The 25790-nt window shown below is 63.5% G+C and carries 26 protein-coding genes and 1 tRNA gene; 15 read left to right on the plus strand and 12 right to left on the minus strand.

Annotated features, from left to right (window positions below):
• Positions 1-11: 11 nt before the first annotated feature.
• From VMV82_06775 to VMV82_06790, 4 genes are read right to left on the minus strand one after another with little or no spacing between them, the layout of a single operon-like run.
• Positions 12-458, minus strand: a complete 447-nt coding sequence (locus tag VMV82_06775) for a PaaI family thioesterase (protein HUY41255.1) — start codon at positions 456-458, stop codon at positions 12-14.
• Positions 455-1180: a metallophosphoesterase family protein gene (locus VMV82_06780; GenBank protein ID HUY41256.1), complete on the minus strand. Its 726-nt coding sequence runs from the start codon at positions 1178-1180 to the stop codon at positions 455-457. Before VMV82_06780 ends, VMV82_06775 begins: the two co-directional genes overlap by 4 nt.
• Positions 1177-2280 (minus strand): aminotransferase class I/II-fold pyridoxal phosphate-dependent enzyme, encoded by a 1104-nt coding sequence (locus VMV82_06785; GenBank protein HUY41257.1) that lies wholly within the window; start codon positions 2278-2280, stop codon positions 1177-1179. Before VMV82_06785 ends, VMV82_06780 begins: the two co-directional genes overlap by 4 nt.
• Complete coding sequence (locus VMV82_06790; GenBank protein ID HUY41258.1) at positions 2280-3497, minus strand: molybdopterin molybdotransferase MoeA; 1218 nt, start codon at positions 3495-3497, stop codon at positions 2280-2282. Before VMV82_06790 ends, VMV82_06785 begins: the two co-directional genes overlap by 1 nt.
• Here VMV82_06790 and serS point away from each other — a divergent pair.
• The 3 genes from serS to VMV82_06805 all read left to right on the plus strand — a co-directional run bounded on the left by serS (position 3496) and on the right by VMV82_06805 (position 5780).
• A complete protein-coding gene (serS, locus tag VMV82_06795) occupies positions 3496-4779 on the plus strand; it encodes a serine--tRNA ligase (protein HUY41259.1) in 1284 nt (427 codons plus the stop codon). The genes VMV82_06790 and serS overlap by 2 nt on opposite strands.
• Positions 4780-4914: 135 nt before the next feature.
• Positions 4915-5325 (plus strand): hypothetical protein, encoded by a 411-nt coding sequence (locus tag VMV82_06800; protein ID HUY41260.1) that lies wholly within the window; start codon positions 4915-4917, stop codon positions 5323-5325.
• Between the two features lie 17 nt (positions 5326-5342).
• Positions 5343-5780 (plus strand): hypothetical protein, encoded by a 438-nt coding sequence (locus VMV82_06805; protein HUY41261.1) that lies wholly within the window; start codon positions 5343-5345, stop codon positions 5778-5780.
• A 4-nt stretch (positions 5781-5784) separates the two neighbouring features.
• On the opposite strand, the gene VMV82_06810 is transcribed toward VMV82_06805, so the two are convergent.
• Positions 5785-9222 carry a GH92 family glycosyl hydrolase gene (locus VMV82_06810; protein HUY41262.1) on the minus strand — a complete coding sequence of 1146 codons (3438 nt, stop codon included), beginning with the start codon at positions 9220-9222 and terminating at the stop codon, positions 5785-5787.
• Positions 9223-9321: 99 nt separating this feature from the next.
• On the opposite strand from VMV82_06810, the gene VMV82_06815 reads away from it, so the two are divergent.
• From VMV82_06815 to VMV82_06825, 3 genes are read left to right on the plus strand one after another with little or no spacing between them, the layout of a single operon-like run.
• Complete coding sequence (locus VMV82_06815; GenBank protein HUY41263.1) at positions 9322-10878, plus strand: glycosyltransferase family 39 protein; 1557 nt, start codon at positions 9322-9324, stop codon at positions 10876-10878.
• Between the two features lie 14 nt (positions 10879-10892).
• Positions 10893-11693: a pirin family protein gene (locus VMV82_06820; protein ID HUY41264.1), complete on the plus strand. Its 801-nt coding sequence runs from the start codon at positions 10893-10895 to the stop codon at positions 11691-11693.
• 4 nt (positions 11694-11697) lie between these two features.
• On the plus strand, positions 11698-12414 hold the full coding sequence (locus tag VMV82_06825) for a hypothetical protein (GenBank protein ID HUY41265.1): 717 nt from the start codon (positions 11698-11700) through the stop codon (positions 12412-12414).
• On the opposite strand, the gene VMV82_06830 is transcribed toward VMV82_06825, so the two are convergent.
• The gene (locus VMV82_06830) at positions 12390-12737 is read right to left on the minus strand and encodes a hypothetical protein (protein HUY41266.1); all 348 of its coding nucleotides are present in this window, start codon (positions 12735-12737) and stop codon (positions 12390-12392) included. The two genes, VMV82_06825 and VMV82_06830, sit on opposite strands and share 25 nt — an antisense overlap.
• 283 nt (positions 12738-13020) lie before the next feature.
• On the opposite strand from VMV82_06830, the gene VMV82_06835 reads away from it, so the two are divergent.
• From VMV82_06835 to VMV82_06850, 4 genes are all read left to right on the plus strand, one after another.
• Complete coding sequence (locus tag VMV82_06835) at positions 13021-14220, plus strand: divalent metal cation transporter (protein HUY41267.1); 1200 nt, start codon at positions 13021-13023, stop codon at positions 14218-14220.
• 155 nt (positions 14221-14375) lie between these two features.
• Positions 14376-15005, plus strand: a complete 630-nt coding sequence (locus VMV82_06840) for a hypothetical protein (protein ID HUY41268.1) — start codon at positions 14376-14378, stop codon at positions 15003-15005.
• Positions 15006-15013: 8 nt separating this feature from the next.
• Positions 15014-15628 (plus strand): peptide-methionine (S)-S-oxide reductase MsrA, encoded by a 615-nt coding sequence (gene msrA / locus VMV82_06845; GenBank protein ID HUY41269.1) that lies wholly within the window; start codon positions 15014-15016, stop codon positions 15626-15628.
• Positions 15615-15878: a UBP-type zinc finger domain-containing protein gene (locus VMV82_06850; protein ID HUY41270.1), complete on the plus strand. Its 264-nt coding sequence runs from the start codon at positions 15615-15617 to the stop codon at positions 15876-15878. Before msrA ends, VMV82_06850 begins: the two co-directional genes overlap by 14 nt.
• An 8-nt stretch (positions 15879-15886) precedes the next feature.
• Here VMV82_06850 and VMV82_06855 read toward each other — a convergent pair.
• Both VMV82_06855 and VMV82_06860 read right to left on the minus strand, forming a co-directional pair.
• Positions 15887-15973, minus strand: a tRNA-Ser gene (locus tag VMV82_06855).
• 131 nt (positions 15974-16104) lie between these two features.
• A complete protein-coding gene (locus VMV82_06860) occupies positions 16105-17421 on the minus strand; it encodes a serine hydrolase (protein HUY41271.1) in 1317 nt (438 codons plus the stop codon).
• 106 nt (positions 17422-17527) lie between these two features.
• Between VMV82_06860 and VMV82_06865 the strand changes: the two genes are divergently transcribed.
• Complete coding sequence (locus tag VMV82_06865; GenBank protein HUY41272.1) at positions 17528-17992, plus strand: EAL domain-containing protein; 465 nt, start codon at positions 17528-17530, stop codon at positions 17990-17992.
• A gap of 204 nt (positions 17993-18196) precedes the next feature.
• Here the strand turns inward: VMV82_06865 and VMV82_06870 are convergent, their stop codons facing one another.
• Entirely contained in the window at positions 18197-19042 is an 846-nt protein-coding gene (locus VMV82_06870; GenBank protein HUY41273.1) for a sigma-70 family RNA polymerase sigma factor, read from the minus strand.
• A 97-nt stretch (positions 19043-19139) separates the two neighbouring features.
• Here VMV82_06870 and VMV82_06875 point away from each other — a divergent pair, with 97 nt between their 5' ends.
• Positions 19140-19475, plus strand: a complete 336-nt coding sequence (locus VMV82_06875) for a VOC family protein (protein HUY41274.1) — start codon at positions 19140-19142, stop codon at positions 19473-19475.
• Between the two features lie 231 nt (positions 19476-19706).
• Here VMV82_06875 and VMV82_06880 read toward each other — a convergent pair whose 3' ends face one another.
• Both VMV82_06880 and VMV82_06885 read right to left on the minus strand, forming a co-directional pair.
• Positions 19707-21191 (minus strand): diguanylate cyclase, encoded by a 1485-nt coding sequence (locus tag VMV82_06880; protein HUY41275.1) that lies wholly within the window; start codon positions 21189-21191, stop codon positions 19707-19709.
• 166 nt (positions 21192-21357) lie between these two features.
• Complete coding sequence (locus VMV82_06885) at positions 21358-23043, minus strand: GGDEF and EAL domain-containing protein (protein HUY41276.1); 1686 nt, start codon at positions 23041-23043, stop codon at positions 21358-21360.
• Positions 23044-23916: 873 nt separating this feature from the next.
• Here VMV82_06885 and VMV82_06890 point away from each other — a divergent pair.
• From VMV82_06890 to VMV82_06900, 3 genes are all read left to right on the plus strand, one after another.
• The gene (locus tag VMV82_06890) at positions 23917-24129 is read left to right on the plus strand and encodes a hypothetical protein (GenBank protein HUY41277.1); all 213 of its coding nucleotides are present in this window, start codon (positions 23917-23919) and stop codon (positions 24127-24129) included.
• 96 nt (positions 24130-24225) lie between these two features.
• Positions 24226-24423, plus strand: a complete 198-nt coding sequence (locus tag VMV82_06895; GenBank protein HUY41278.1) for a hypothetical protein — start codon at positions 24226-24228, stop codon at positions 24421-24423.
• A gap of 9 nt (positions 24424-24432) precedes the next feature.
• The gene (locus VMV82_06900; protein ID HUY41279.1) at positions 24433-24810 is read left to right on the plus strand and encodes a DUF4267 domain-containing protein; all 378 of its coding nucleotides are present in this window, start codon (positions 24433-24435) and stop codon (positions 24808-24810) included.
• A 20-nt stretch (positions 24811-24830) separates the two neighbouring features.
• Here the strand turns inward: VMV82_06900 and VMV82_06905 are convergent.
• Positions 24831-25790: hypothetical protein (locus tag VMV82_06905; GenBank protein ID HUY41280.1), on the minus strand; the 960-nt coding region annotated here is incomplete at its 5' end.

Consider the following 25790-nt stretch of genomic DNA (forward strand, 5'->3'; position numbering starts at 1 on the left):
CTTCGCCATCGCTATGCTCCCGGGTTTCGGCGATCGACTGCATCGCCGACCGAGCCGCGCGAGACGAAGTGCCCTTCGCCGCGCAGGAGCAGCGCACCCGATGCGTCGCGCACGTCGGCTTCGATGCCGAGCACGTTGCCGCGCTTCCACGTCACGCGCCCGCGGACGACGAGCGGCGCGCCCAGCGGAACCGGCTTGCGAAAGCGCACGCTCATCGATGCCGTGACGCCGCGGTAGCCCGCATAGCCCGCCGCATGGGCCATCGCTTCGTCGAGCAGCGAGATCGCGATGCCGCCGTGCGCGATGCCGCGCCAGCCTTGAAATTGCGGCGCAAGAGCGGTCCGCGCGCGCACGCCGTCCTCGCCGAGATTCTCGAACTGCAGGTGCAAGCCCGACGGGTTCTCCGGACCGCAGGCAAAACAGCGTCCATCGTCGATCGGCACGCCGGAGACGCTCACCGTCCGGAGTCCAGGCGATCCGCGAGATATGCGGGCAGTTTGGCCGCGCGAATCTTTCTCTGCACGGTGCTGATGGGGTAGCCGTAACGCACCCACTCGACGCGACCGTTCTCGGGTTCGTAGAGAACGAAGCATGGGTTAGGATTCAAGTCGCGCGGTTGGCCCACGCTCCCTACGTCGATGATGTAACGCTTCGCCGGATCGAGCTGCAGCTCGCCGCCGCGCTGCATATGCCGATGGCCGACGGAACCGTTGCGCTCCGCGCTCCAGTGCTGTGCGACGTGCGTGTGGCCGACGAAGATGAGCGGCGCGTCGGTGGCGGCGAAGGCGGCGACTGCGTTGCGCTTCTCCAGGATGTAATCGAAATAGCGCACGGGCGCGCCGTGCACGAGGAGGAACTCCGGGAAGCGCAGCTCGTATCCGAGCCCGTTCAGCCACGCGCGGCTCGGCTCGTCGAGCACGCCCTGCGTCCAAATCATCGCCTCTTTCGCGGCTTCGTTGAAATACTCGATGCCGAAGTTCTCTATCGCCGCGAGATCGTGGTTGCCCATGACGGCATGGCGCGCACGCGCGCGCAAGATCGCCACGCACTCGTTCGGATTCGGGCCATACCCAACGACATCGCCAAGCGAGACGAGGACGTCGTCCGGCGCGAGATGCGCGAGGGCTCGCTCGAGCGATTCGAGGTTCGAGTGAATGTCCGAGAAGAACGCATATCTCACGGTGCGGCCATGCCACGTTCGGCGAGCACGCCGCGCAGCGCCTGCGCGAACGCGTGACGCATCGGAGGCGTCCCGGCGCTGACGCGAACGTATCGGTCGAGCGGCGATGCGCCTGGTTTGCGGATCCAAACCCCGCGCCGTAAGAGCTCCGCCGTAACGTGCATCGCTCGCTGCGCGTCGCCCATGTCGATGCACACGAAGTTGGCGAGCGAGGGAATCGTCGTCGTGCCGAGCTCGTGCGCGAGCGCCTCGTACGCCCGGCGCGCGGCTGCGGTCTCGCGCACCACCCACGCCAGGTGCGCCTCGTCCTCGAGCGCCGCGAGGGCACCGATCTGCGCGTTGCGATTGACGCCGTATTGCAGGCGGATCCGCTCGAATCGCTCTGCGTTGGCCCTCGTCGTAAGCGCGTATCCGATGCGCGCGCCGGCGAGGCCGTACGCCTTCGAAAACGTGCGCAGCCGTACGAGACGGTCTTCGAAGCGCGGCTCGAGCAGTCGATCGGGCGGCACGAAGTCGGCGTACGCTTCGTCCAGCAGCAGCAGCGTCTCGTCCGGGAGCGCCTCGTAGAACTCCGCGATGAGGCGGCGCTCCAGAAATGCTCCGCTCGGATTGTCCGGATTCGCCAGGTAGACGATCGACGGGCGCACGCGTTGCGCGAGCGCCGCAAGCCCGCTGAGGTCGGGGCCGCCTTCCTTCGTATAGGGCGTCGTTTCCAAGCGCGCACCGTATCCTGCGATGTGGTACGCGAAGGTGGGATACGTCCCGCGCGCCGCGACCGCGACACCGCCGATCTCAACGAAGGCGCGCACCGCCAAGCCCATCAGGTCGTCGATCCCGCAGGCGACCGTCGTCTGCTCAAGCGCGCAGCCGTGACGCGCGGCGAGCGCCTCACGCAGCGCGTACGAGTCCGGATCGCCGTACCACGAGAGCCGATCGAGCTGCTCCGCCATCGCCGCGACGGCGCGGGGCGACGGTCCAAACGCGCTTTCGTTCGCGCCGAGGCGCACGAGCTCGCGCAGGCCGTTCTCGCGCATCAACCGTTCGGGCCCGATAAACGGCGTATTCGCCGGAAGAGCCTCCACGACGCGCGTTGCGCGCATCACGCACCACCGCAGAGAAAGTGCCGCATCCGCACGCGCTCGCCCGCACGAAAAGCGCTTTGCTTCTCGCCGGCGACGACGTATCCGCTCGCACGCGCCGCGAGGCTCACGGCGAACGAGCGCAGTGCAAGCGGTCGCACCACGTCGCCGTCGCGCGCGACCGGCACGTACCACGTCCATCCCGCCGGAGCTTCGAGCGCGGATGCAAGCTCGGCGTCGACCTCACGGTACGGCGGCGGCGCTCCTGCGAGCGCGGCGAAGATCGAAGCCGCGACCGCCTCCAGCATCATCAGCGCGGAGAGCGGGTTGCCCGGAAGGCCGACGATGGGCTTCTTTTCAACTGCAGCGAGCATCGTCGGCTTTCCGGGACGTACGCGCAGGCCGTGCACGACAACGCCCGGCGATCCGAGCGAAGCGGTTGCACGAGGCGTCAAGTCGTGTTCGCCGACGGACGAACCACCGCTGACGACTACGCCATCGCACGCGTCGAGCGCTTCGCGCAGCGCTGCTTCGAGCAAGCCCTCGTCGTCGCGCACGATCGGGTACTGTCGCGGCTGTACGCCGAGCGCCTCGAGCGAAGCCGCGATCGCATAGCGGTTCGCATCGCGCACTTCACCGGCGCCCGGTCGCAGGGAGGGCGCGACGAGCTCGTCGCCGCTCGAGATCACCGCGACGACGGGTCTGCGATAGACGGGAACGTCCACGACGCCGAGCGCTGCCAGCAGCGCGAGCTCGGGCCCGCCGATGCGGCGACCCGGTTCGAGCAGCGCTTCCCCCGCGCGCATGTCCGCGCCGCGCGCGACGACCGCATCGCCCGGCGCGATCCTCTCCTCGACGTGGACCTCACCGCCCTTTTCGCGAACGCTTTCCACAGGTACCACGGCGTCGGCGCCTTCCGGCAACATCGCACCCGTCGAAATTTTCATCGCTTCGCCGTTCGCGATTCCGCGCTGCGGCTGCGCGCCGATGCGCACGTCGCCGACCACGCGCTGTGCGCCCGGCGTACTCCGCGACCGAATCGCGAAACCGTCCATCGCCGAGCGCGCGGCGGTGGGATAATCGTCGTCCGCCTCGATTCGACGCGCGAGCACGCGTCCGCGCGCCGATTCGAGCGCGACGCACTCGACGCCGCACGGCTCGAGCGCAACGAGCGCAAAATAGCGCTCCAACGCCTCACGCGGCGGGAGCAAACGCTTTGCGTCGAAACCCTTAGTCATGCTCGATATCGTCGTCATTCGCCGCGATCCCGATCGCGTGCGGCAGTCGCTTCGCCGCCGCAGCCTCGATCCGTCCGTGGTCGACGAGATTCTGCGCCTCGATGCGGAGTACCGCTCAACGCTCGTCGGCCTCGAATCGGCGCAGGCGGCTCGCAAGGCGCTCTCCGCCGAGATCGGCATGGCTGCCGACAAAGCAGCCGCGACCGCGGAGCGCCGCCCGCAGCTCGATGCGCTCGCCGGCCGCATCGCGCAAAGTGAGGAGCGCGTACGCGAGCTGGCGCCCGACGCGGGAGGATCGCCGCTCCGCGCCCTCCTGGAGCAGATGCCCAATCTGCTGGACGAGAGCGTTCCAGACGGGAACGACGAAAGCGCGAACGTCATCGTTCGCGCGTGGGGAGATCTGCCGCACTTCGATTTTGCTCCGAAGGCGCATTGGGAGCTCGGCGAGGCGCTGGGCATTCTCGATTTCGAGCGAGCCGCCCGCCTTTCGGGCAGCCGCTTTTCGCTCTTGAAAGGCAATGGTGCGCGCCTCTCGCGCGCGCTCGCGCAGTTCTTTCTCGATCGAGCGGCGCAGCGCGGATACGAAGAGATCGCTCCGCCGTATCTCGTCTCTCGTGCGACGATGTGGTCGACGGGTCAGCTGAGCACGTTCGCCGACGCGATGTTTCACGATGCCGACACCGATCTCTACCTCATCCCCACCGCAGAGGTGCCGCTCACCGCGCTGCACGGCGGCGAGATCCTCGACGCGCGCGAGCTTCCGCGCAAGTATGCCGCATTCACGCCGTGCTTTCGCAAAGAAGCAGGCGCCGCGGGCAAGGACACGCGCGGCCTCGTTCGACAGCATCAATTCGAGAAGGTCGAACTCGTTTGGCTCGCGCAGCCCCAGCACTCCTCCGACGCGCTCGAGACGCTGACCGATAACGCTGCGGCGCTGCTGCGCGAGCTCGAGCTGCCGCATCGCGTCGTCGCGCTCTGCTCCGGCGAGACGGGCTTCAATGCGGCGAAGACCTACGACGTCGAGGTGTGGCTGCCGAACGCCGGCAGCTTTCGCGAGATCAGCTCGTGCTCCAACTGCACGGATTTTCAAGCGCGGCGCGCGGCGATTCGCTTCCGCTCCGACGCGAAGAGCAAACCGGAGCTCGTGCACACGCTCAACGGATCCGGGCTTGCAATCGGACGAACGCTCGTAGCGATTCTGGAGAACTTTCAGCGCGCGGACGGCACGGTCGCGATCCCGCAGGCGCTGCGCCCGTACGCAGGTTTCGACGCTCTCGCATAGCCTGCTAGCGCTTGCTTGTAAAAGTCGCCGCATGCATACGCCCGAACCGCGAATTCCGCGGCGGGCGGTGCCCTCTTGCTTTCTCGATTGCAGCAACCGTAACGCTCAGAGGCCGAAAGGCGTTATTATACCGGTATGACCACCCGCTGGACGGCCAAGGCCTTCGCGGCGCTCGCCGTTTTGGCGCTTGCCGCCGCGGCGCCTGTCTTTGCTCAAGGCCCGACGCGACACTACTACACCGAGCTCTACCGCTACCCTCAGGGTGGCTTCCCAACCTCGGCCACCCTGGATCTCACCTTCCGCCCCGACGGAACGCTCGTCGGGTACTACCATCAGACCGACGGTAGCGTCATGCCGGTGCAGGGGTCGATCTCGGGCTCGAAAATCGCGCTCGACATCGGCGGCAGCAGCCCTCTGCACGTGACCGGAACGCTCGAGCGCGACGGTAGGATAGTAGGCCGCGCTTTCCGTTCGTTCGGCAGAGCCCTCTACAGCTTCGTCGGCCGCCCGATCCCGAACGACTCCAGCCTGCCGCGGGTACCATGATAAGGAAAGAAGGAACTATGAGACGCTCACTCGCGCTTTGCGCGCTCGCCGCCGTCGCGATCTGCTGGGGTACGATTGGAACGGTACGGGCGCAGGCGACAGCCTCGCATTACAACATCTCCATCTGGAACCCGATCACGCATGCGTACCCGGTCACGGGAACTATGGACCTCACCTACCACAACGACGGCACGGTCTTTGGATACTACCATCCGGCCGGATTGCCGAGCTTCGTTCCGATCACCGGCGGTCGCACCGGCAACCACGTCTGGTTGACGATCGGGCGCAACGGAGCCTGGCAGCTGAACGGAACGATCCGCGACGGAAAGATCACCGGCTCCGCGGTCAACGAACGGCCGAGCGAAGATCGCAACATCGCCAAGTTCGGAGCGCCCGTCGCGCTCGCCGGAGCGGCACCGATCTACTCGTTCGCCGCGACGCCACACGCGCCGTAACAGGCTACGGAAGGACGACGGTCAGCGGACCGTTCGGGTCGTCGATGGGCGCTCCAGGCCGGCGCGTCGCGATGCTGACGGGCACGAGATCGTTGTCTTGGTGATTGACGACCCAAAGCGTGTTGCCGTCCGTACTCACCGCGACGTCGTAGGGCTCCCCTCCCACCGGGATCGGGGGGCCTGCCGTATCTCGGGTCAGGTCGATCGGCGTCACCGTGTTGACGCCGTAATTTCCGACGTACGCGGTGCGCCCGTCCGGCGCGATGGCGATCTTCACCGGAGCGACCCCAACACGAATCGCTGGTAGCGCGCGCCCGCTCGCTACGTCGATGGGCGTCACCTCGTTCGAGGCGTGGTCGACGACGTAGAGGCGGCGCCCGCCGGGCATCGCCGCAATCCCCTCCGGTGCTCGCCCTACCGCAATGGGCGTTCCGAGCGCGCGCGTTCTCATATCGATCGGCACGACTTCGTTTTGCGATTGCACGGTGACGTAGAGCGTCGTTCCGACGATCGCCACCGAGCGCAGCGTGCCGCCGACGGCGATCGGCGCGCTTGCCGTTTGCGTCCTCGGATCGATCGATTGAACGGTGCCGCCATACGCGTTCACGAACCAGAGCGTTCCGTCCGCCGCCGCCATGAGTGCGCTTGGGCCGCGGCCGACGTCGACCGTCTTCACGACCGTGCGCGTTCGCGGATCGATGACGCTCACGGTGGCGCCGTCGCGGTCGGCGACGAAGAGCATCCCGTTGCGAGCGACGACACCGTCTCGCGGCGAGCTTCCGACCGCGATCTTGGGCAGCAGCGCTCCGGTGGAAAGATCGACGGGCGTCACGCTATTGTCGTAAATGTTCTCGAGAAACGCGAGTGCAACGTGCGCGCTCGCCGCCCCGACACGCACGACGGCGGCGGCGTGCTGCAGCAGCGCGCCGGACGCTGCGGTTGCTTCGACGCATACGGTTTCGTACGCGCTGGTGGTCTGCGGGCCGGCGGTGACGACGAGCGCAACGGTCGCGGTCTCGCCGGCGCGAACGACGCTCGCGCCCGACGAGGGCTGTACGCGCAGGGAATCGGGGGCCGTTACGTGCCAGGCAATGCGCTCCGCCGCCGTTCCCGGATTCGCGAGCGCGAGCTGCACGGTCGCGCGCGCACCGGGCGCAACCGCGGTAACGCCGGTTGGCAACGAGAGCGTGACCGCACTCGCAGGTGGAAAGCGCGGGGATGCGCCCGCAAACGACGGCGGCGCATCGGCGGACGCCGTACCCCATTGCTCGTTCGGCATAGATCCCAAGACGAACGCGAGATCGACGTTCCCGTGCAACGGCAGTTCGAGCCACGGCTGCTGCGTCGCGCGCCCGTTTACGGAGAGCGACTGCACGTACGGTGCGTCATCTGCAGCAGCCGGCGCGTCGATCGCAATCGTCGGTCCGTGCGGAGCGGTGATGACGACGCGCGCGAAGAGCGGGCTGCCGACGTCGAGAAAACGCATCGCGGGATTCTGCGGGTAGAGCCCGATCGCGCACCACACGTACCACGCGCTCATCTCCCCGAGGTCGTCGTTGCCCGGCAAGCCGACGGGTGTGTCTGCGTAGAGCGTCAGCAGCGCGCGACGCACGACCGCCTGCGCGCGCCAGGGTTCGCCGGCGGAGAGATAGATCCACGGGCTCCCGAGGCTCGGCTCGTTTCCAAGCCACGCGTACGGCAGATTCTGGCCGGCGTCGAGCTGCGTGAAGAACGTGTCGAGGCGCCGCTGGGCCTGCGCGCGCCCGCCCATGGCGGCGATGAGATCGTTCGGGTCTTGCGGCACCATCCACGTGTACTGCGCCGCATTGCCCTCTTGAAAGCCGCTCTGGCCCGCATCGGCGATCGGCGTCTGCATGAAGGCGCCGTCCTGGTCGCGCGGAGCGACGAGCCCGGTTGCCGTGTCGAAGACATTCTCCCAATTGCTCGAGCGGCGCAGGAACTCGCGATAGATGCGCGTTTCGTCCGCCACGCGCGCGAGCTGCGCGATCGAGAAATCGTCGAGCGCGTACTCCAGCGTCTCCGACGCGCCGTTGGGAACGGGTGCAACCGACGTCGTGTGCGTGTTGACGACGTAGCCGTGGCGCAGATACTCGGCAAGTTCCGGGCGTTCGACGTACCAACCGTCAACGCGCGGTAGATCGGGATCGCTCGCGCCGCGAACCATCGCAGCTACGGCGCCGCGCACGTCGAAGCCGCGCGCCCCGAACGCATAGCCGCCCGCGAGCACGGCGTCGACGGAGTCGCCGCCCATGACGCTCGTCGGCGCGTTCACCAGCGCCCAGCGAGGAAGAGCGCCGCTTTCCTGCGCCGCGTCGACGAGGGACTGCATCATGTCGCCGGCGCGATCCGGATCGAGCAACGCAACGAGCGGAATCTGCGAACGGTAGACGTCCCAATCGGAGTAGTTCACGTACTCGACGTGTCCGGGGCGCACGCGATGCACGTTGCCGTCGAACCCGCGGTAGCGCCCGTCGGCGTCGCTATAGACGTTCGGATGGAGCATCGCATGATAGAGTGCGGTGTAAAACGTCGTCTGCTCGCTCGGCGTTCCCCCCGAGATCGCAATCCGCCCGAGCACGTTGCGCCACATCTTCAGTGCGGCAGCGTGCACCGCGTCGAGATCCCATCCGCGGTTCTCCGCACGGAGGTTCGCAAGCGCACCGGCGACGCTCACGTACGAGATCGCGACTGCGATCTTCACGACAGTGCCTCCGGCCGTGTCGAACGTCACCCACGCTCCGCTTCCCGCTCCGCGCGACGCGCTCGATCCGGGCGTCGCGCTCGCGCCGCGCCACGTGCCGTACGCGGAGAACGGGCGGTTGAAGCGGGCAGCAAAATAGACGGTGAACGCGTCGGGCATTCCGCAGAACGCACCGCTCGTTGCCGAGCCGGTAATCTCGTCGTTGCCGACGACGCGCACGTCCGCTGCGGTTACGCCGGCTTGATCGGACGATGCGTTTACGAGGAGATTCGCGGCCCTGCCGGCCGGGAACGTGAAGCTGCCGAGGCCGGTGCGCGGCGTCACCGTGAGCGCCACGGCGATGCCGTTGTCGAGTGCGAGCGCGTACCAACCCGGTGACGCTTGCTCGTGCGCGTGCGAGAAGGCGTCCTCCGCTTCGGCCGGATCGTTAACGCTCCCGAGCGTCGGCAGAATGGCAAAGTCGCCGAAGACGTTGCATCCCGGCCCGCTCAGGTGCGTGACGCTGAAGCCGGTGGTAGCACGGTCGTTGTATTCGTAGCCGCCACCGGCATTCTGCGAGGGCGTATCCGGGCTCCACTGCAGCATCCCGAAGGGGACGTCCGCGCCCGGAAAGGTGTCGATGGGGCCGCCCTGCTGCGTGCCGGAGGTGCCGATGAAGGGGTTCACGAGCGTCGTCGGATCGGGCGCCGCAAGAAGCAACGCCATGAGCAAGAGGTGCATGGCGCGGTATGAAGTGCTCTACGCGCCGTCAACTCCCTTCGGGAGAGGCTCGGGGGCACAGCGGGGAGGCGAGGACACTCTTGGGGTAAGCGTACGAGCGTGAAGGCTCGTACGTGGGTTCCCTATGGTGCGGCGATCCTCGCGACCGCGCTGCACGCTCTCGGCAACCCCCACTACGGTTTCTTCCGCGACGAGCTCTATTTCATCGTCTGCGGACGTCATCCGGCACTCGGCTACGTCGACCAGCCGCCGCTAACGCCGTTGCTCGCCGCGCTCTCGCAGAGCTTCGGCCGATCGCTCTTCCTTCTGCGCCTCATCCCGGCGTTCTGCGCCGGCCTCGTCGCGTACGTTTCGTGTCTCTTCGCCGAAGAGCTTGGAGGTGGAACCTTCGCGGAAATTCTGACCGCGCTCGTCGTGATGCTGGCGCCGGTGCTCGTTGCAAACGAGATGCGGCTCACGCCGGATATGCTGGAGATCGCGCTCTGGCCGCTCGCCGCGCTCTTCGTCGTGCGCATCGTCAACGGTGGATCGCCGAAGCTGTGGTTGGCAGTCGGCACCATCGTCGGCGTTGCCGCATGGAGTAAGTACAGCGTTGCATTCTTCGCCGTGGCAGTGATCGCCGGGCTCTTGCTCACGCAGCAGCGACGCCTGCTCGCGTCGCGCTGGTTCTTCGCGGGGTGCATCCTCGCGGTCGCGATCATTCTGCCCGACTTCGTGTGGCAAGCCGTGCATCGCTTCCCGATACTGGAAGTGCTGCGCAACGACAGCGGACAGTTCGTCGTCACCGGGCCCCCATTTCTCATCCAGCAGATCCTCATCATGAACCCGATCCTCTCGATCGTCTGGATTGCCGGCCTCGTCGCGCTCGCACGCCGGCCCACGATGCGATGGCTTGCGTGGGCGTACGTGCTGCTCGTCGTCACGATGGCGGCGCTCGATGCGAAGAACTACTATCCGTCCGCGATCTACCCGTGCCTCATCGCGTCCGGCGCCGTCGCCGTCGAAGCGTGGACGCGCGCGCGGCCTTCCGTCCAAGCGGCGATCGCCGCGGGCGCGATCGCCGTCTCGATCCCGGCGGTGCCGTTCGTGCTACCCGTACTCCCCCTCGCGAACTACATTGCATACCAGAACGCAGTCGGCAGGATGCTGCACGTCAACTTCGGCCTACCCGACGATCCACGCAAGACCGTGCCGATTCAGTACTACGCCGATATGCTCGGGTGGCCGCAGCTCGTCGCGAAGGTCGCCGCCGTGTATCAAGGGCTTCCGCCGCAGCAGCGCGCGCAGGCCGCGATCTACACGAGCAACTTCGGCGAGGCGAGTGCGATCGACGTCTACGGCGCCGCGTTCGGCCTGCCGCACGCGATCAGCGGCAACAACAACTTCTGGCTCTGGGGGCCGCGCGGATACACGGGTGACACGGTCATCGAGGTGAATGCCGATCCGGCAAAGGCGCGGCGCTTCTTCTCGCACGTGCGCGTGGCCGGCGTCTTCACGAACGCTCACGCGATGCCGTACGAAAACGACATCCCCATCCTCGTGTGCAGTGGGATCCGCGAGCCGCTCGCTCAGCTTTGGCCGCGGCTCAAGGTGTACGGCTACGCGTTGCGAACGCGCTCGGACGATTGGACCGTCGATTGGCATCGCACCGAGTAGTCCCCGCGCTTCAGTTGAAGGAAGGCGCCGGCTTCATCGTCCACCGCCCCTTCCCGGTCCCAGGGCTCTCGTACCTGGATCCGATCCTGCTCGTCGACGAGATGGGACCGGTACGCTACGGTCCGGGTGAAGCCGTCGGCGCGCCGGATCATCCGCACCGCGGCTTCGAGACGGTGACATATATCATCGACGGTGCGATGCAGCACGAAGACTCGCGCGGACATCGTGGCGTCATCCGCAGCGGCGACGTGCAGTGGATGACTGCCGGCGCGGGCGTCATCCACTCGGAGATGCCGACGGCGGAGATGCTGCGCGACGGCGGCCTGATGCACGGCTTCCAGATCTGGGTCAACCTGCCGCGCGAGCGCAAGATGATGCAGCCGCGATACCAGGAGTACGAATCCGCGGCGCTTCCGGCCGTCAGCGGCGACGGCCGCTGGGTGCGCGTGCTTGCCGGCGAGTTCGAAGGACGGCGTTCGCCGATCGAGACAGTCGTGCCGACGACGATGCTGCATCTGCGCCTCGATGCGGGAATTCGCTCCGCGTTTCGCGTCGCCGAGGGTTCGAACGTCGTGGTCCATGCCGTCGACGGCTCCGCGAGCGTCGACGGCGCGCACGTGAACCGGTACGAAGTCGCGCTGATCGAGAACACGCAGGGGACGATCGAGATCGAAGCGGGCGACAGCGGATTCGACGCGCTCTTGATCGCGGGCAAACCGCTTGGCGAGCCGGTGTCGCGCTACGGCCCGTTCGTTATGAACACGCACGAAGAGATCGCGGAGGCGATCGCCGATCTCCAGGCGGGGCGTTTCTAACGCCGTGCGCGTTTGGGGCTACGTCCTGCTGATCCTTGGCACGCTTCTGCTGCTCCTGTTCGGAATGGCCGAGTTGGGCGGCGGACACGTAGGCGTCCTGCCGCTCCTGATCTCGGTTTTTGTCCTAGCAATGGGATGGAGCTTCGTGCGGTCCGGCAGGCCGATCGTGCAGACGCACGCGCCGCCCGGCGCGCAGAGCGTGCCGTCAACGGCAGAGATGCCGATGTCGCCGGAGATAGCGGCGGTCATAGCTCGGCAGAGCGCGCGGGGTTGGCGCCGCCTGCTGTACGTCGCAGGCGGATTGACTATCGCGATCGCCTTCGTCGGCGTGCTGATCGACGCATTCGACAGAACGCCGGGGGAAGGCATCGCAATGCTGGGCGCCTTCACGGCGGTCGGCCTGGCGAGCGGCCTCATGATCGTCGGAATAGCGTGGCTTGCGATGCAAATGCCCGTGCGGCGCGATCTCCGCGCGCCGCGGTACCTGCGAACGACGGGCGCCGTGGAAGTGGTCGCGATTCCGTTTTCCACTGGCGCGATGTTGCGTCTGTCCGATCGCGCGTTCCTCATGAACGATCCCGCCGCGATTCGTGCTCTCGGGAGCGTCAAAGCGGGAACCGTGGATTACACGCCCTTCGGACACGTGATCTTGGCCGCATGGGACAGCCAAGGCCGCCTCGCGTACGGCGCGCCGGGCTACGACGCAGAACCGTCGCGATGAATCGTGGCCTCGATTTCATCGAGCATCTGAGAGACGGTCACGTTTGCGATCCAGCGGCCGACGAACGCATCGAATACCGCACCAGCCGCGCCGAACGGAGGCTGATAGTAGCCGAGGAGGACGACGGCGATCCGGTCGTCGGGCCGCCGCTGAACCTCAAAGAAGCCGTGAAATATCGGAAAGGCGTCGCTTTCGGGAACCTGCCACGACACGGGAATCCGCCATAGGTCGGACTTGCGATCGAGGTCTCCGAGCGTGAGACGAACGTCGCGGCCTATCGCACCGACGCGAAAGGTCTTCGTGACCTCGCTCGAGCCCCGCACTCCCAAGGCTGCGTAAATTGACGAGGCTGCGCGCTCCTGGCTACAGTCAATCTCCCTTTCCATGCGCAGCGTCGCCATGTGTGCTCAAGGCTGCTGCACGTTCGTGAATATTTCTGGAACGAGTTGAGAAGATGAGAGGAAGTCGCTTTCAGCAACGCTGTGACGTTCCTCGGAGCACCTTAGACGAATATTAGGCTACCCTAATATTCTGATGAGCTCGCTCGAGCTTCGGGCTGGCGCGGCGGCCGCCTCACGGCGCCGCCTCACCCTGCCGCGTGGGCTAGTGCACTTTCTGGCCGTCCTCGGACCGGGGCTCGTCGTCATGCTTGCCGACACGGAAGCCGGGAGCATCACGACTGCCGCAGCATCCGGAGCCGCCTTCGGGTACAAGCTCATTCTGCTGCAGGTGCTACTCATCGTCCCCCTCTTCGTCGTCCAAGAGATGACGGTGCGGTTGGGCACCGTTACCGGCAAGGGACACGCTCGGCTCATTCGCGAGCATTACGGCCTGACATGGGCCTGGATATCCCTTGGAACGATGCTCGTCACCAACGTTGCTGCGCTCGTCACCGAGTTCGCCGGCATTGCCGGCGCCGCGCAAATCTTCGGCTTACCGCGTGCGCCGATCATCGTAATGGCTGCCGTCGTGCTCTCGATCGTCATCTTCACCGCATCGTACAAACGCGTCGAGATCTTCGCACTTGGGCTCTGCGCGATCGAGCTGTTCTTCATTCCGGCTGCATTTGCCGCGCATCCTTCGGTTCATGCGGTGCTCATGCGCGGCCTGTTCGCGAGCCAACCCCTCGGCAATCAGGCATACCTCATGCTGGTCGCGTCGAACATCGGCGCGGTCATCATGCCATGGATGATCTTCTATCAGCAGAGCGCCACCGTCGACAAGGGCCTGACGCTTCGAGACATCGGCTTTGCTCGCATCGACACCGCCATCGGCTCGGTGCTGACGCAGGCGATCATGTGCGCGATAATCGTTACCACGGCGGCAACGCTTTTCGTCCACCATATCCGGATCGACGGCGCCGCGCAAGCGGCAATGTCGCTGCAACCGCTGGTCGGCCGGCTTGCAGGCGTGACGCTCGGCGCAGGTTTGGTGGGGGCATCGATGCTCGGCGCATTCGTCGTCTCGCTCGCCACCGCATGGGCCTTTGGCGAGACCTTCGGCTGGCGTTGTTCGCTCAACGACGGCGTGAAGGCGAAGCGCTTTGCCGCGCTCTACCTAGCGAGCGTGTTCGTCGCCGCGGCGATCGTGCTGATCCCGCGGTTACAACTCATCCAAATGACGATCAAGATCGAAGCATTCAACGGATTCGTTCTGCCGATTGTGCTCGGCTTCTTGCTCGTGCTCGTCAACGACCGCAACGTGATCGGCGAGCGACGCAACACGCTGGCCGGCAACGTCGTTACCGTCGGATTATCCGCGATCATCGTTGCGCTCGGTGTCTGGATGGCGATCCATGCCGGCTAGTGTCTCGTTCCGGCCGCGGCTCGGATGCTCGAGCCGCTCCGTTCACGCCTGATACCGCACCTCGATCAAGCACCCCTACCTGTGCGGCTCCGCCACCTTGCGCTCGGAATCGCGCGATCGAGGACGTAGGCGGCCCACGGTCGTAACGTCTACCCATGAGCACGACGTTATCTCCTCTGGCTACCGCGTTCTTGGCTGCAGATCAGATCGGGAAGCCCGGCGGAGCGATGAACTCGCTTCGCGCTCCCGTCAAGGACGTGAGGATCAACTTCGGCGATCTCTGCGCGCGGATGCTGGCATACACGCTCATCTGTCTCGCGGACGACGGCGCGATCGAGATGTCCTCGACGGATCGTAAGTCCCTCTTCGGCACGAAGAAGCAAGTTACGATCCAGAAGAAGCGCGAGAGCACGCAGGTCGGGGGCGCCGATGCGTTGCTCGCGGCGGTGCGCGACGGCAAGACGGCGCACGATGCCGTGTACACATGGCTCGGTGCCGACTCGCTCAGCCCCTGGCAACGCATCGTGAAGAGTGCCTTCAAGGAGGCATCCGACGCCGGCCTCCTCGCCGCCGAAAGCGGCGGCGGAGTCGGCGCGATGGTCACGGGCCTGCCGAAGATTCGCCCGGTTTCAGAGAAGCAGGCGGAGATCGATGCGATCGTATCGGCTTGCGCTCAACGCTGGAAACGTTTTGAAAGCGAGAGCGCCGACTTCGCCGCACAACTCGTGAAGGAATGCTATTCGGGCATCAACGGCCGTGTCGACAAGAGCAGCATGGCGACCTAGTGCATAAGATGATGAAACGACTCGTGCTGGCCGCGCTCCTCTGCGCCGCCGTGCTCGCTACGCCTGCGGCCTGGGCTTCGCCCGTGCCCGCGCAGCGGGTCGTGCTCGCCGGCGGCTGCTTCTGGGGAATGCAGGCCGTCTTCGAGCGTTTGCGCGGCGTGACGAGCGTCGTCGCAGGCTATTCCGGCGGCGGCGCAGCGACCGCGCACTACGAGATCGTCAGCACGGGCTTGACAGGTCATGCCGAATCGGTCGAGATCACGTACGATCCGGCGGCGATCAGCTTTGCGCAGATCCTCGACGTCTACTTCTTGATCGCGCACGATCCAACGGAGCTCAATCGCCAAGGGCCCGATTACGGCAGCCAATATCGTTCGGAGATATTCTTCACCACAGAGCAGCAGCGCCACACGGCAGTGGCCACGATCGCTTCGCTCGAGCGCCGCCACGTTTTCGGGAGCCGGATCGTGACGCAGGTCGCGCCGCTACGCGCGTTTTATCCGGCCGAGGCGTACCATCAAGACTTCGTCGCGCACCATCCGGACGACGCGTACGTGGTCATCAACGATCTGCCGAAACTGCACACGCTCGCCGTGCGCTTCCCGAGCCTTGTCAAACACTGAGGCGTGCCCGCACCTGGGCGAGATCCGCGACGTCACGCCCTCTGCCGAGGGATGCGAAGAGTGCTTGAGCACGGGCGATAGCTGGGTGCATCTGCGAGAATGCTTGATATGCGGTCACGTCGGCTGCTGCGACAGTTCGAAGAATCGCCACGCCACGAAGCATTTCCAACACACCAATCACCCAATTATCAAGTCATTCGAACCGGGTGAAGATTGGCGCTGGTGCTACGTGGACGAACGCATGGTGTAGGAAACCTCAGGAGAGGGTGGGATTCGAACCCACGGAACCCGCGAAGGTTCAGCGGTTTTCAAGACCGCCGCATTCAACCGCTCTGCCACCTCTCCGTGCCCGGTTTTACGGGGACTCTTACCACACAAACCTGCCATCGCCCGGGTTGGATCAACAGTTTCTCAACAGTCAGCCTCCTCAGGCCTGTCAACCGCCTCGGCGGCCGCGAGCTTCTCGCCGATAACGCCTACGCCTTTCGCCCGCGACCAGGCTGTGAATGCGCATAGTAGTTCAACGTTGTCGTAGGCTTCGAGTGCCCCATCAGGTCTGCGAAGGTTGCAAGGTCGATGCCGCTATCCAGCAACCAACTGCCGCGTTGAGTTGTCGCGCTTGCAATAACGCACACGTCGCTGCGACGGACTGCTAACGGCGGAGATAGAGCGTCTGCAATATCGTTCGGCCGAGCGCGCCGACGGCAACCGGAGTCGCATTGGTCAATACCACGATTCCGATGGCTTGCCCCCCCAGCGGATGGCGCAATCATGCCGATCCAGCTGGAGCAGCCTGCCGTCGCGCCGTCTTTCCAAATGACGTCCGGCGGGAATGGGCTCAGCGAACTTGGCGGGTAGAGCGGCTCGTATTCCCAGGCAAATCCTTGCCCTTGATTCGTATCAGTGTGCGCCCAAATTTTCTCGGCGGTTTGCACTCCTGCGATCATCGCGGCCGGGCCCTGCAGACCCAACGCAAGCTTCAAGTATTTCATCATGTCGGGTGCCGTCGAACGCAGCACGCCGGCCGATGGGTACGGATCCCAGGTCCAGTGCAACGTCGTGTGCACGTTGCCGAGGTTGTCCCACGTATAGCCCTGAGCGTATTCGCCCTGCTCTGAAACCGGCACGTTCAAATCATACGTGTGTGCCATTCCGAGCGGATCGATGATCTGCTGGCGTACGAGCGTGTACCAATCGACCTGCTGGCCCGTACTTCGTGCATTGATGCCCTGCAAGACGTAGCCGAGGATGCCGAAGGCAACGTTGGAGTAGACCCACGGCGCCGGCGGAGCGGGGAAGCTTCCCGTCTCGACGTAGTTCACTAACTGCTGCGGTGAGTAGCACTGCCGTGGAACGATATCGCCGTTCGGCGGAGGCGGCGTGTACGGAATGCCCGACGTATGCGTTGCCAACTGCAGTAACGTCATCGCCGTGACCGTGCCGTAATCGGCAGGTGGAACGGGCGTTGCAGACGGTTGCGCGCAGGTCGTCTGGACCGGAGCGGGTGCCGTTTGATTGGGATCGCCGACGAAGTCGATCCACCGCACCGGATGGTCGTAGGCGGTCACGCCGGCCGTCCCTTGGTTCACGTATGCGCCGAGCATAATCCCCGTAAAGCTCTTGGTGAGCGAGCCGAGTTCGAAGATCGTATTGCGATCGACCGGCATTCCGCCCACGGCGCGCACGCCCTGATAAAAGTAATACGCGTTGCCGTGATAGTACACCGCGATCGCGAGGCCCGGCGGCGTCGGCGCGGCCATCGCCGAAACCGCGCTGCGAATCGCATTCGCCACTGCGTTCGATTGCGTCGAAGCCCCGCTTGGTACGGATCCGCTCGAGCACCCGGCGGCGACCGTCGCAACTCCCGCGAGCATACAGAACAGAAGGCGTGTCGTCGACGTGAACAATGTTTTCCCCAAGTCTTTGCGGCAAGATATCGGTAGGCGGCTACGCGAGATTTTCTCGCGAAGCTGCTGCTCGCCTCTACGCGATCACCTCGACGAGCCCGGAACGCGCGAGCCCGAACATCCGAGCACGATCGCAAATGGACTCTGCCCGCTCGCAAGCTCCGCAACGCGCGCGGTAAGCGCAACGCACTCGGGCCTCCCGGCCGCGAAGCAGCTGCTAGGCGACCAGTCGCAGGCGCTCGACGTACTGACCTGGCTGCACGGTCGCGGCGTAACCGTCGCCCTCGACGATTTCGGAACCGGGCACAATACGCTGAGCTATCTGAAGCTCTATCCGATCGACACGATCAAGCTCGATCGCTCCTTCGTTTTCTGCGGCGCAGCGAATTCTGCGAGAGTTCAACGGCGTGCGCTTCGGCGACGACTTCCTCGCATCGCAGAATCTCGCCGTCTGTAAGCGCATACAAGAGCTCTACACGCGCCGGGACCCGCTGCGTATCCGCGAGGCGATCGGAGAGTACGGCGTCACGCCAGCGCTGATCGTTTGGATTGCTCTCGGGACTCTTCAATTCAGGATTTCCGCTTACTTCTCTTTTTTGCACTCGACGCATTCAGGAGGCTTGCCTTTTTGAGACGTGCTGTGCTTCATGCCATTTCCTGCTCAGAGCCCGAGTATTTGGCGCAAGCGATCCGGTCGCGAAATCACGTAAATCTCGCTAATGCGGTGGTCCGTGACGACAAAACCCATCACCGATAGCGGTTGTCCATTGGGAAGCCAAGACACGATTCCCGGCGATCCGTTGACGATCACGGGCTCGATCTTCAAATCTACATTGCGGAACGCTACCGCCTGTGACGCAACGGCCCGCGCACCGCGCACGCCCTGGATGGCCGGCTCCCGGTCGGCGCGCATTACAACGTCGGGATCGAGCACTGCCACGAGTCCCTCAAAGTCGCCGTTACGTGATGCCTGCACAAACGCGTCGACGACCGCGCGCCGTTGCGCGAAGGTGCCAGTCGGCGGCGCCGCTCCTTGCACGCGACGGCGTGCGCGGCTGGCGAGCTGGCGGACGGCGACGGCCGACCGACCGAGCATCGCTGCGATTTCCTCAAACGGCATCGAAAACATGTCGTGCAGGACGAACGCAAGTCGTTCGGAGGGCGTTAGGCTATCGAGAACTACGAGCAGCGCGAGGCCGACCGAATCCGCCATGAGCACTTCATCTTCAGGGCTGTCCTGGCGGTCCACGATGAAATCGGGGATGTGCCCGAGCGACTCCTCGCGCTTGGAGCGCCGAGATCGAAGCATATCGACGCATATCCGAGCAACAACCGTCGTCAGCCAGCTTCCGAGATTCTCGATGCCGCCGCTCTCCTGCCGACTCAGCCGAAGCCACGCTTCCTGCACGGCATCCTCCGCATCGTCAAGCGACCCCAGCATCCTGTATGCGACGCCTCTCAGATGACCCCGGTTTCGTTCAAACTCGTGCGTCAACCAATCCGCCATGTTACTCTGACGAGCGTTCGGCGCTTGATGTGACGCGAACCTGGTCACACTTCACCCCCCTCGGTCCGTCATACACATGAAAGGAGCACGGAACCTCATGAACGTCTCTCTCATCACGTATCCGGCGTCAGATATGGACGCAGCCAAGCGATTCTTTCGTGAACTCACGGGGACCGATCCCTACGCCGACGCGCCCCAATACGTTGGCTACCGGAGCGGCGATATGGAAATCGGGCTCGTTCCGAAGGGACACTTCCCTGGCGCACTTGCCTTCTGGACGGTCAGCGACATCGCATCGAGCGTGAAAGCGCTCGAAGCCGCGGGCGGCACCGTCGTGCAAGAGATTCAAGACGTCGCCTACGGTCTGTTGGTCGCGAGCGTCAAAGACCCCAACGGATCGATCGTAGGGCTGCGACAATTCCCGAAGAGCTGAGGAGCCCACATGACAGCGCAGTTTGCGGCTCAAGCTGACTTCTTGCTGTTCCAAGCTTGAGAAACACGCTTCATCGTTACGAGGCAGGCCGCACACAAGGCCCAGGCACCGCCGAGTAACAGAAAATCCATGCCCCGTAAGGCTTTGATTTATCAAGGTTTTTCTGCTCGCAGTTTTGCGTCTGAAATGGGCCGGAACAGACTGTTTATGGCTTCGGAAGTGTACGGTGGCCTAACGAGAAGCAGCCACCGGTAATTCTGAAGGCTCGGCATGATGCCTGGTTAACGGGGCCACCACGACGCGGTCGCGGCCTTCGTTCTTGGCTTTATAGAGCGCTTGATCGGCCGTCTTGAAGAGCTCTTCTGCGTTGCTGCCGTGAGACGGGACCTCGGCAATACCCATCGAGACCGTGATACCACCCAAAATCGTATCGCCATAACGAGCGTTTAGCTGCTTCACGTCTTCGCGCAAGCCTTCGGCGCGTTTCCGGGCGGCACCGACAGACGCGCCTCCCAAGATATAGGCAAACTCCTCTCCGCCATAGCGGCAGACCACATCCTGCGTTCTGGTGCGCTCTTGCAAGAGACGACCCAGCGCGCGCAGTACGGCGTCACCCGCTTGGTGCCCGAAGGAGTCATTGAACTTCTTGAACTGATCGATATCCATCATGATCAGCGAAACCGGATCGCCGCGCCGGCTTGCACGGGCGATCTCGCGCTCGAGCCAAGCCTCCATGAACCGACGGTTGAAGAGCCCGGTGAGGGGATCTGTAATGGACGCGCGCTGAAGTTCCTGACGCAGCCTGACATTCGCCAGCGCCAGCGACAGCCGCTCGGCTGCGGCGACGGCTTCGCCGTAGAAGGGTCTTACCGGATCGGCAACATTTCCGGGAAAGGCCCTTTCAAGAATCGACAGGCCTTCCACGTATAGCATTCCCATCGCCACCCCTTGCGCAAGCATCGGGACACAGACGTAGCCGTTAGGGGGAGGCTTTCTGACGTGTGCGCACAGCAAAGACGACTTGGAATCCCAAAAGCGGTGAACCTTCCCGAGCCGCAGCGCCCAACAATCGTTCGGTTTGAAGGCCTTCTCGGATGCCACGTTGGTGCCCCCCCAAACGGACACCGCCTCGACGATGTCCCCAGATCCGGCGATCATGAATATCACGCCCGCTTCTGACGCAATCGCCTTTTGCAATCCGTTGCCCGCTATCGGGTACGCTTCGTCGACGGTATGGCATGTTTGAAGTATATCGACGACGCCTGCCATCGCGAAGTTGAACCGCTCTCCCTCCTGCGCTGATTTCAGTGCATTGCTCAGCTTGCTATTTGTCTCCGCAAGCGCCTTGTCTTCTTCCTTGCGCTCGGTGATGTCTTCGGCAATCCCAGCCACGCGAACGAGTTTTCCCTTTCCATCTCTTACGGGAAAACTGCGCGCAGAAACCCAACGAACGACTCCGTCCGGTCGAATCACGCGATATTCCATTTCCAACGGCATGCCTTGCATGCAGCGCGCAAAGAAGGCGCTAACCGCCTCTCGGTCCTCACCGTGAACATAATCAAGCCAAGCTGACAATCGATCGTAAACCTCTTCGCGCGGCCTTCCCCAGATTGTATCGTAGGCGGGGCTGATGTACGCCATACTCGCGGGATCCAGAGCCACGACAAAGAGCACGTCCCGCATGTTAAAGAGCACGTCCCGAATGCTGCTGACCATCCTGCGGAAGTTTGCGTTACTTATCTTGGCCTCAAAAGACGATTCTTTAATTCTATCAGGGCCATTCGTAGCAAGCACCACCGGCGCTGGTTTCATCGCTGCGTAACCTCGGAGCACACCAGTGCTAAAATGAGCATGTCGGCTCCAATTGTAGCGAGATTCCAGCTCATGCCGGCCGGTTGCCTTCCATCAGCCCTCGCCGTGACAATACTAGCTCGCGCCTTGTGTAAATATGCGACATGAACTCCGCCTTTGGCATAGGCATCCCAAAGAGAGACCCTTGGAACTGGCTGCAGCCATGTGACGTTAGAAACTCCAGCTGTTCGTTACTCTCGACGCCTTCCGCGACGACGCGCAGTTTGATTTCTCCAGCGAGCGCAAGGATTCCGGAACAGATCGAGCGGCTATACGGGTATAACTCGAGGTCAGTAACGAACGAACGGTCGATCTTGATCGTATCGATCGGAAACTCTTTCAGATAGGTTAACGTGTTGTAGCCGGTTCCGAAGTCGTCGATCGCAATCGAGAATCCGCGTTCATGAAGGAGCACAAGTGCCGCACGCGCTTGTGCGTAGTCGCTCAACAGTGCTTGTTCCGTGATCTCGACACTTAGGTTACTCGGAGATGCTCCGCTTATGCGCAGCGCATCGTCGAGCATTTCGTTGAACTTCGGCGAGACCAGCCCGGCCGCGGAGAGATTGAAGCTTAAACGGATCCCTATCCGCCACAACGCTGCGGAGAGACGGCAGGCGCTCCGAAGAACCCACGCATCGATCTCGCACATAAATCCTGCGCTGACGGCAATGGGAAGAAATACGTTTGGCGAAATGACGCCGAGCTCCGCGTGATTCCAGCGAATCAAGGCCTCGGCTGCACAAATCGCTCCAGTCCTTGCCTCGACAATCGGCTGCAAGTAGAGCTCGAACTCATCACGCTCAATCGCGCCCCTCAACCCAACTTCCAGGCGATGCCGGTCTGCCAACATACGCTTCATCTCGGGGCGAAACGCATGTGCCCCACTAGCGGATTCGAGCTTTTGCTGATTCAGCGCGAGGCTTGCCTTGGCGACCAGCGATTCATCACATGCGTCGATTGGGCACACGCTTGAGCCAAAGATTCCTCTTATGCAAAGCGTTTCACCTTCGACAAGAAGCGCTTCCTCGAGAGCCTCCTGAATCTTTGCGATTGCTTGCTCGATATCGCCCGGGTCTAAGACGGGGATTAGACACGCAAACTCGTCGCCCCCAGTGCGCCCCAGAACCCACGCCCCATCTGCTACCGTGCGAAGGCGCGACGCAGTGCTTCGCAGCACGGCATCGCCCGCTGCCATACCTAACCGGTCGTTGATCCTTGCGAATTTAACGAGATCGAAGATTACCACGCCAACCCTTGCGCAGGTCTCGCCGCGGGTGGCTTCGCGAACGCGTCTGATAAAGCCGCTACGGTTCAAAAGGTTGGTTAACTTGTCGTATTGCCGGGCGTGCGCGCTCCTTTTCCGCGCGCGTTCCGGTTCGGTGATATCACGGATAGCACCGATGTTGCTTATCGATTGCTCCCTTGCATTGTGGATAAATTCTCCATTCGCTTCGATGCGGCGAACCTCTCCATCGTCCCGAACTAAGCGATACTTTACATGATACGGCTGTTTTGTAACAAGCGCTACGCTGCGTGCTTTCTTGACGCGCCATCGATCGTGCGGGTGAATACGTTTAATAATGTCGGCATAGTGCACGCGCGAGATCTCGAGAGGGAATCCCCATATCGCGCGCAGATCAGGAGTTAGTTCGAGAGTGTCCGTGTCCATATTGAATGAGAACTCCGCGAGCCTGGTCGACTCGACGGTCCCTGCCAACGTCAAAGTCCTTCGCACGGCCTCGGTTTTGAGGGCTGTCGCAATAAGGCAAGTAGTGCAGCGCTCAGTCATATTGAAGGATGCTCCCGCTATCCCGGCGACCGCTCCATCGGCGTTGCGCACGAGGCGTGTGCGGTGTTCGTAAATGTCCCCAGCGCAGATGCTCCGAAAACCGTGACTCTCGCGTGACAGTGCCTCTAGTAAATCGGAATGCATGGTAGATTCTTTGCTAGCGTGAAAGAATTCCGTAGGAGACGCACCTATGACGTCAAGTTGCTGCCATGACACTCCTGACGTCGGGAGCACCCATTTCAATCTTAGGGCGACATCGCTTTCCCATAATAGGAAGGACTGTTTGTCCAGTGTGGGATTGGCCGCAGCATTGTCCGCGGGATACTTCGCGTGGAGATCGCGCAGGTTGACGCTGTCGTTGACGCGCCCTTCCTGGATGCAGACGCGGCAGCGGCGATCCGTCTTGCGGCGTCCCGTCGCCTTGACCGCGTGATTCGGGCAGAGAGGGTGCAGCTCGCTGCATGCATGGTTTGCCGGTTGGCCGCAGGTCTTGCCGCGCGTGTTGAGCGCGCAGCAGGTTAGAACCTCGACGTCGGTTTCAAGCGCGAATGATGAACCCGTGAGAAAGTGCTCCCCTCATTGACCCATCATTGTAGCGTCTCTCGCGCCATTTGCCTTATCAAGCGGCTAGAGCTTAACGTAAACTTATCGAGAAAGTGCAGAAGCCAAGGGGGTGTCCGTTCAGGGTGGGGATCGCTGGCTGTCCGCCTGCGAAAGGCCCTGCGCGTAAAAGACGCCGTCACGGTCGCGACCGGTGGCGGAACGTCTCCCATCACGCCGACGATACCGTCACCTGCGGAGGTGACGTTGCAGCGGCGCAGTAAGACGTTCCACATGCGCAAGAAGAATCCGAAAGCCGGTAAACCCGCCGCGAAGGGGCGTAAGATCGACGTTCGTGAGGCGATCACCGACGCGGATGCGACGGGCCTCGTCGCGGGCGAAGAGCTCATCACTCAGGCGGAAACCGTGCTGCCGACATCGGCGCGAGCACGAAAGAAACGTCGAACTACATAGATATATCCAACTCTACTGCAAAATGTCGGCTCGGGAATGGCTACGGTTCTCCTCCCGGGGCGAGGTGCGCGTCGAGGACAGCGGGTATACTCGGGCATGAAAGACGATCGGCGACCGAGCCCCGAGCACGATGGCGAGACGATCCCGCCCGACGTGGCCACGAAGAAACAACAGCCTCTACCCCCTCGCGAAGCCGTCCAGCGTGAAGAGGACAAATACGGCGAGAGCAGCCTCGACGAAAATCGAGGTGATCAGCGTGATGAACACGAGGGAGAGCTCGACGATGTCGTTTGAGCTTAGGCCGTGACGGCTCTGCTGGTCCTTTGCAGCGCTCTGGCGCTCGTGCTCATCGTCGCGGGAGTCTACGCGCTGGTCGAGCCTTATGGCATGGCCCACGTTTACGGCGTGCCGATCGAAGGCGCGTCCGCGGCTGGATTCGTGCGCGCTGCCGGCATTCGCGATCTCACCTTCGGCGTTGCGCTCGGCGCGGCAGCTTACTTTCGCGACGAGCCGCTGCTCATAATCCTGGCGGCGGCGGGAATTCTACTCTCGTTCGCCGATTTCGCAATCGCCTATCATGCGGGGGGAAGACAACTTCGCCCCGCTCACGGCTTTCACGCAAGCGGGATCATCGCATTCATCCTCGTTCTCACGATGATTCTCTTCGCCTTCGGTCGCTGAGCCTTGCGAAGCGGCATCCCTCAGCGCGAGCGCACGGATTCCTCCGCGGAAAGCAGACTCTCAAGCTGCCCGATACCGAGACGATCTGCCAGCACCTGGTTCACGATGGCCCGAAGGCGGGCAGCGCGCAGGGCGTCCGTAGCGAGCCCGATCTGCGTGACCACATCGGCGATGGCGGCCAATTCGTCGGGGGCGAAGGCTTCGGCTTGCGCGCAGCGACGCAATAGAACGATGCCGAAGAGCTGCCCGCGCAACGCGCATGGAAACGCGCTGCCAGACCCGAGCGCAGAGCCGAGCCCTTCGGCGTCAACCGGAGCGGTGCGTTCGCGCAGTTCGACAGCGAGCGGGTCGTCGTCGGGGATGATTGTCCCCGCTGCGTCACCACTTTCTATGCGCAGCCGGTCCGTGCTATCGCGCAAGGCGATAACTGTCGCATCGCAGCGCGTGCGTTCACGTAGTACGCTGCTTGCGCTCTCGATGAGCGTCCCTTCGTCGCAGAAGTGATAGATCGAGGCGCGAAACGATCGCAACGCAGAGAGAAGATGATAGCGATCGCGAAACAGCAGGTGCTGCACGCGATGCTCGGTGGCTTGATGAAGCCGCTGCGCGAAGAAGGAGAGCCCGACGGCGGCGCTAGCCGAGACGGCGAGCTTCACATTTGGCACCGCCCCGCCGAGCGCATCGAAGACCCGCTCGAGGGTGAATTCGATAAGACTGACACCTACGACGATCATACCGAGCAAGATCGTGAACGTCGTACCGCGAGCGATGTAATAGCGGATGTCTACGATTCGCCGACTGAGGATCGCGTATGCGAGCAATGCCTGCGCGGCGATACCGACCACCACGCAACTGGTCGTGAACCAGTCCGGCGCCGCCAGTGCCCCGACCCTATGCGAGTTTCCCGCGTACGCGCTGTAGGCCTCAATCACTTTGACGACGCCGTACGCGCTGACGATGACGATCGCAACCGACATCGC

The organism is Candidatus Dormiibacterota bacterium (assembly GCA_035532035.1).
Lineage (GTDB): Bacteria > Vulcanimicrobiota > Vulcanimicrobiia > Vulcanimicrobiales > Vulcanimicrobiaceae > Tyrphobacter.

Excerpts from the sequence above, each read along its gene's own strand:
- VMV82_06810 (HUY41262.1), bottom strand. The coding sequence starts at position 9,222 with ATGCACCTCTTGCTCATGGCGTTGCTTCTTGCGGCGCCCGATCCGACG.
- VMV82_06870 (HUY41273.1), bottom strand. The coding sequence starts at position 19,042 with ATGGCGGATTGGTTGACGCACGAGTTTGAACGAAACCGGGGTCATCTG.
- VMV82_06880 (HUY41275.1), bottom strand. The coding sequence starts at position 21,191 with ATGGTCAGCAGCATTCGGGACGTGCTCTTTAACATGCGGGACGTGCTC.
- msrA (HUY41269.1), top strand. The coding sequence starts at position 15,014 with ATGATGAAACGACTCGTGCTGGCCGCGCTCCTCTGCGCCGCCGTGCTC.
- VMV82_06840 (HUY41268.1), top strand. The coding sequence starts at position 14,376 with ATGAGCACGACGTTATCTCCTCTGGCTACCGCGTTCTTGGCTGCAGAT.
- VMV82_06790 (HUY41258.1), bottom strand. The coding sequence starts at position 3,497 with ATGACTAAGGGTTTCGACGCAAAGCGTTTGCTCCCGCCGCGTGAGGCG.
- VMV82_06800 (HUY41260.1), top strand. The coding sequence starts at position 4,915 with ATGACCACCCGCTGGACGGCCAAGGCCTTCGCGGCGCTCGCCGTTTTG.
- VMV82_06875 (HUY41274.1), top strand. The coding sequence starts at position 19,140 with ATGAACGTCTCTCTCATCACGTATCCGGCGTCAGATATGGACGCAGCC.
- serS (HUY41259.1), top strand. The coding sequence starts at position 3,496 with ATGCTCGATATCGTCGTCATTCGCCGCGATCCCGATCGCGTGCGGCAG.
- VMV82_06895 (HUY41278.1), top strand. The coding sequence starts at position 24,226 with ATGAAAGACGATCGGCGACCGAGCCCCGAGCACGATGGCGAGACGATC.
- VMV82_06785 (HUY41257.1), bottom strand. The coding sequence starts at position 2,280 with ATGCGCGCAACGCGCGTCGTGGAGGCTCTTCCGGCGAATACGCCGTTT.
- VMV82_06805 (HUY41261.1), top strand. The coding sequence starts at position 5,343 with ATGAGACGCTCACTCGCGCTTTGCGCGCTCGCCGCCGTCGCGATCTGC.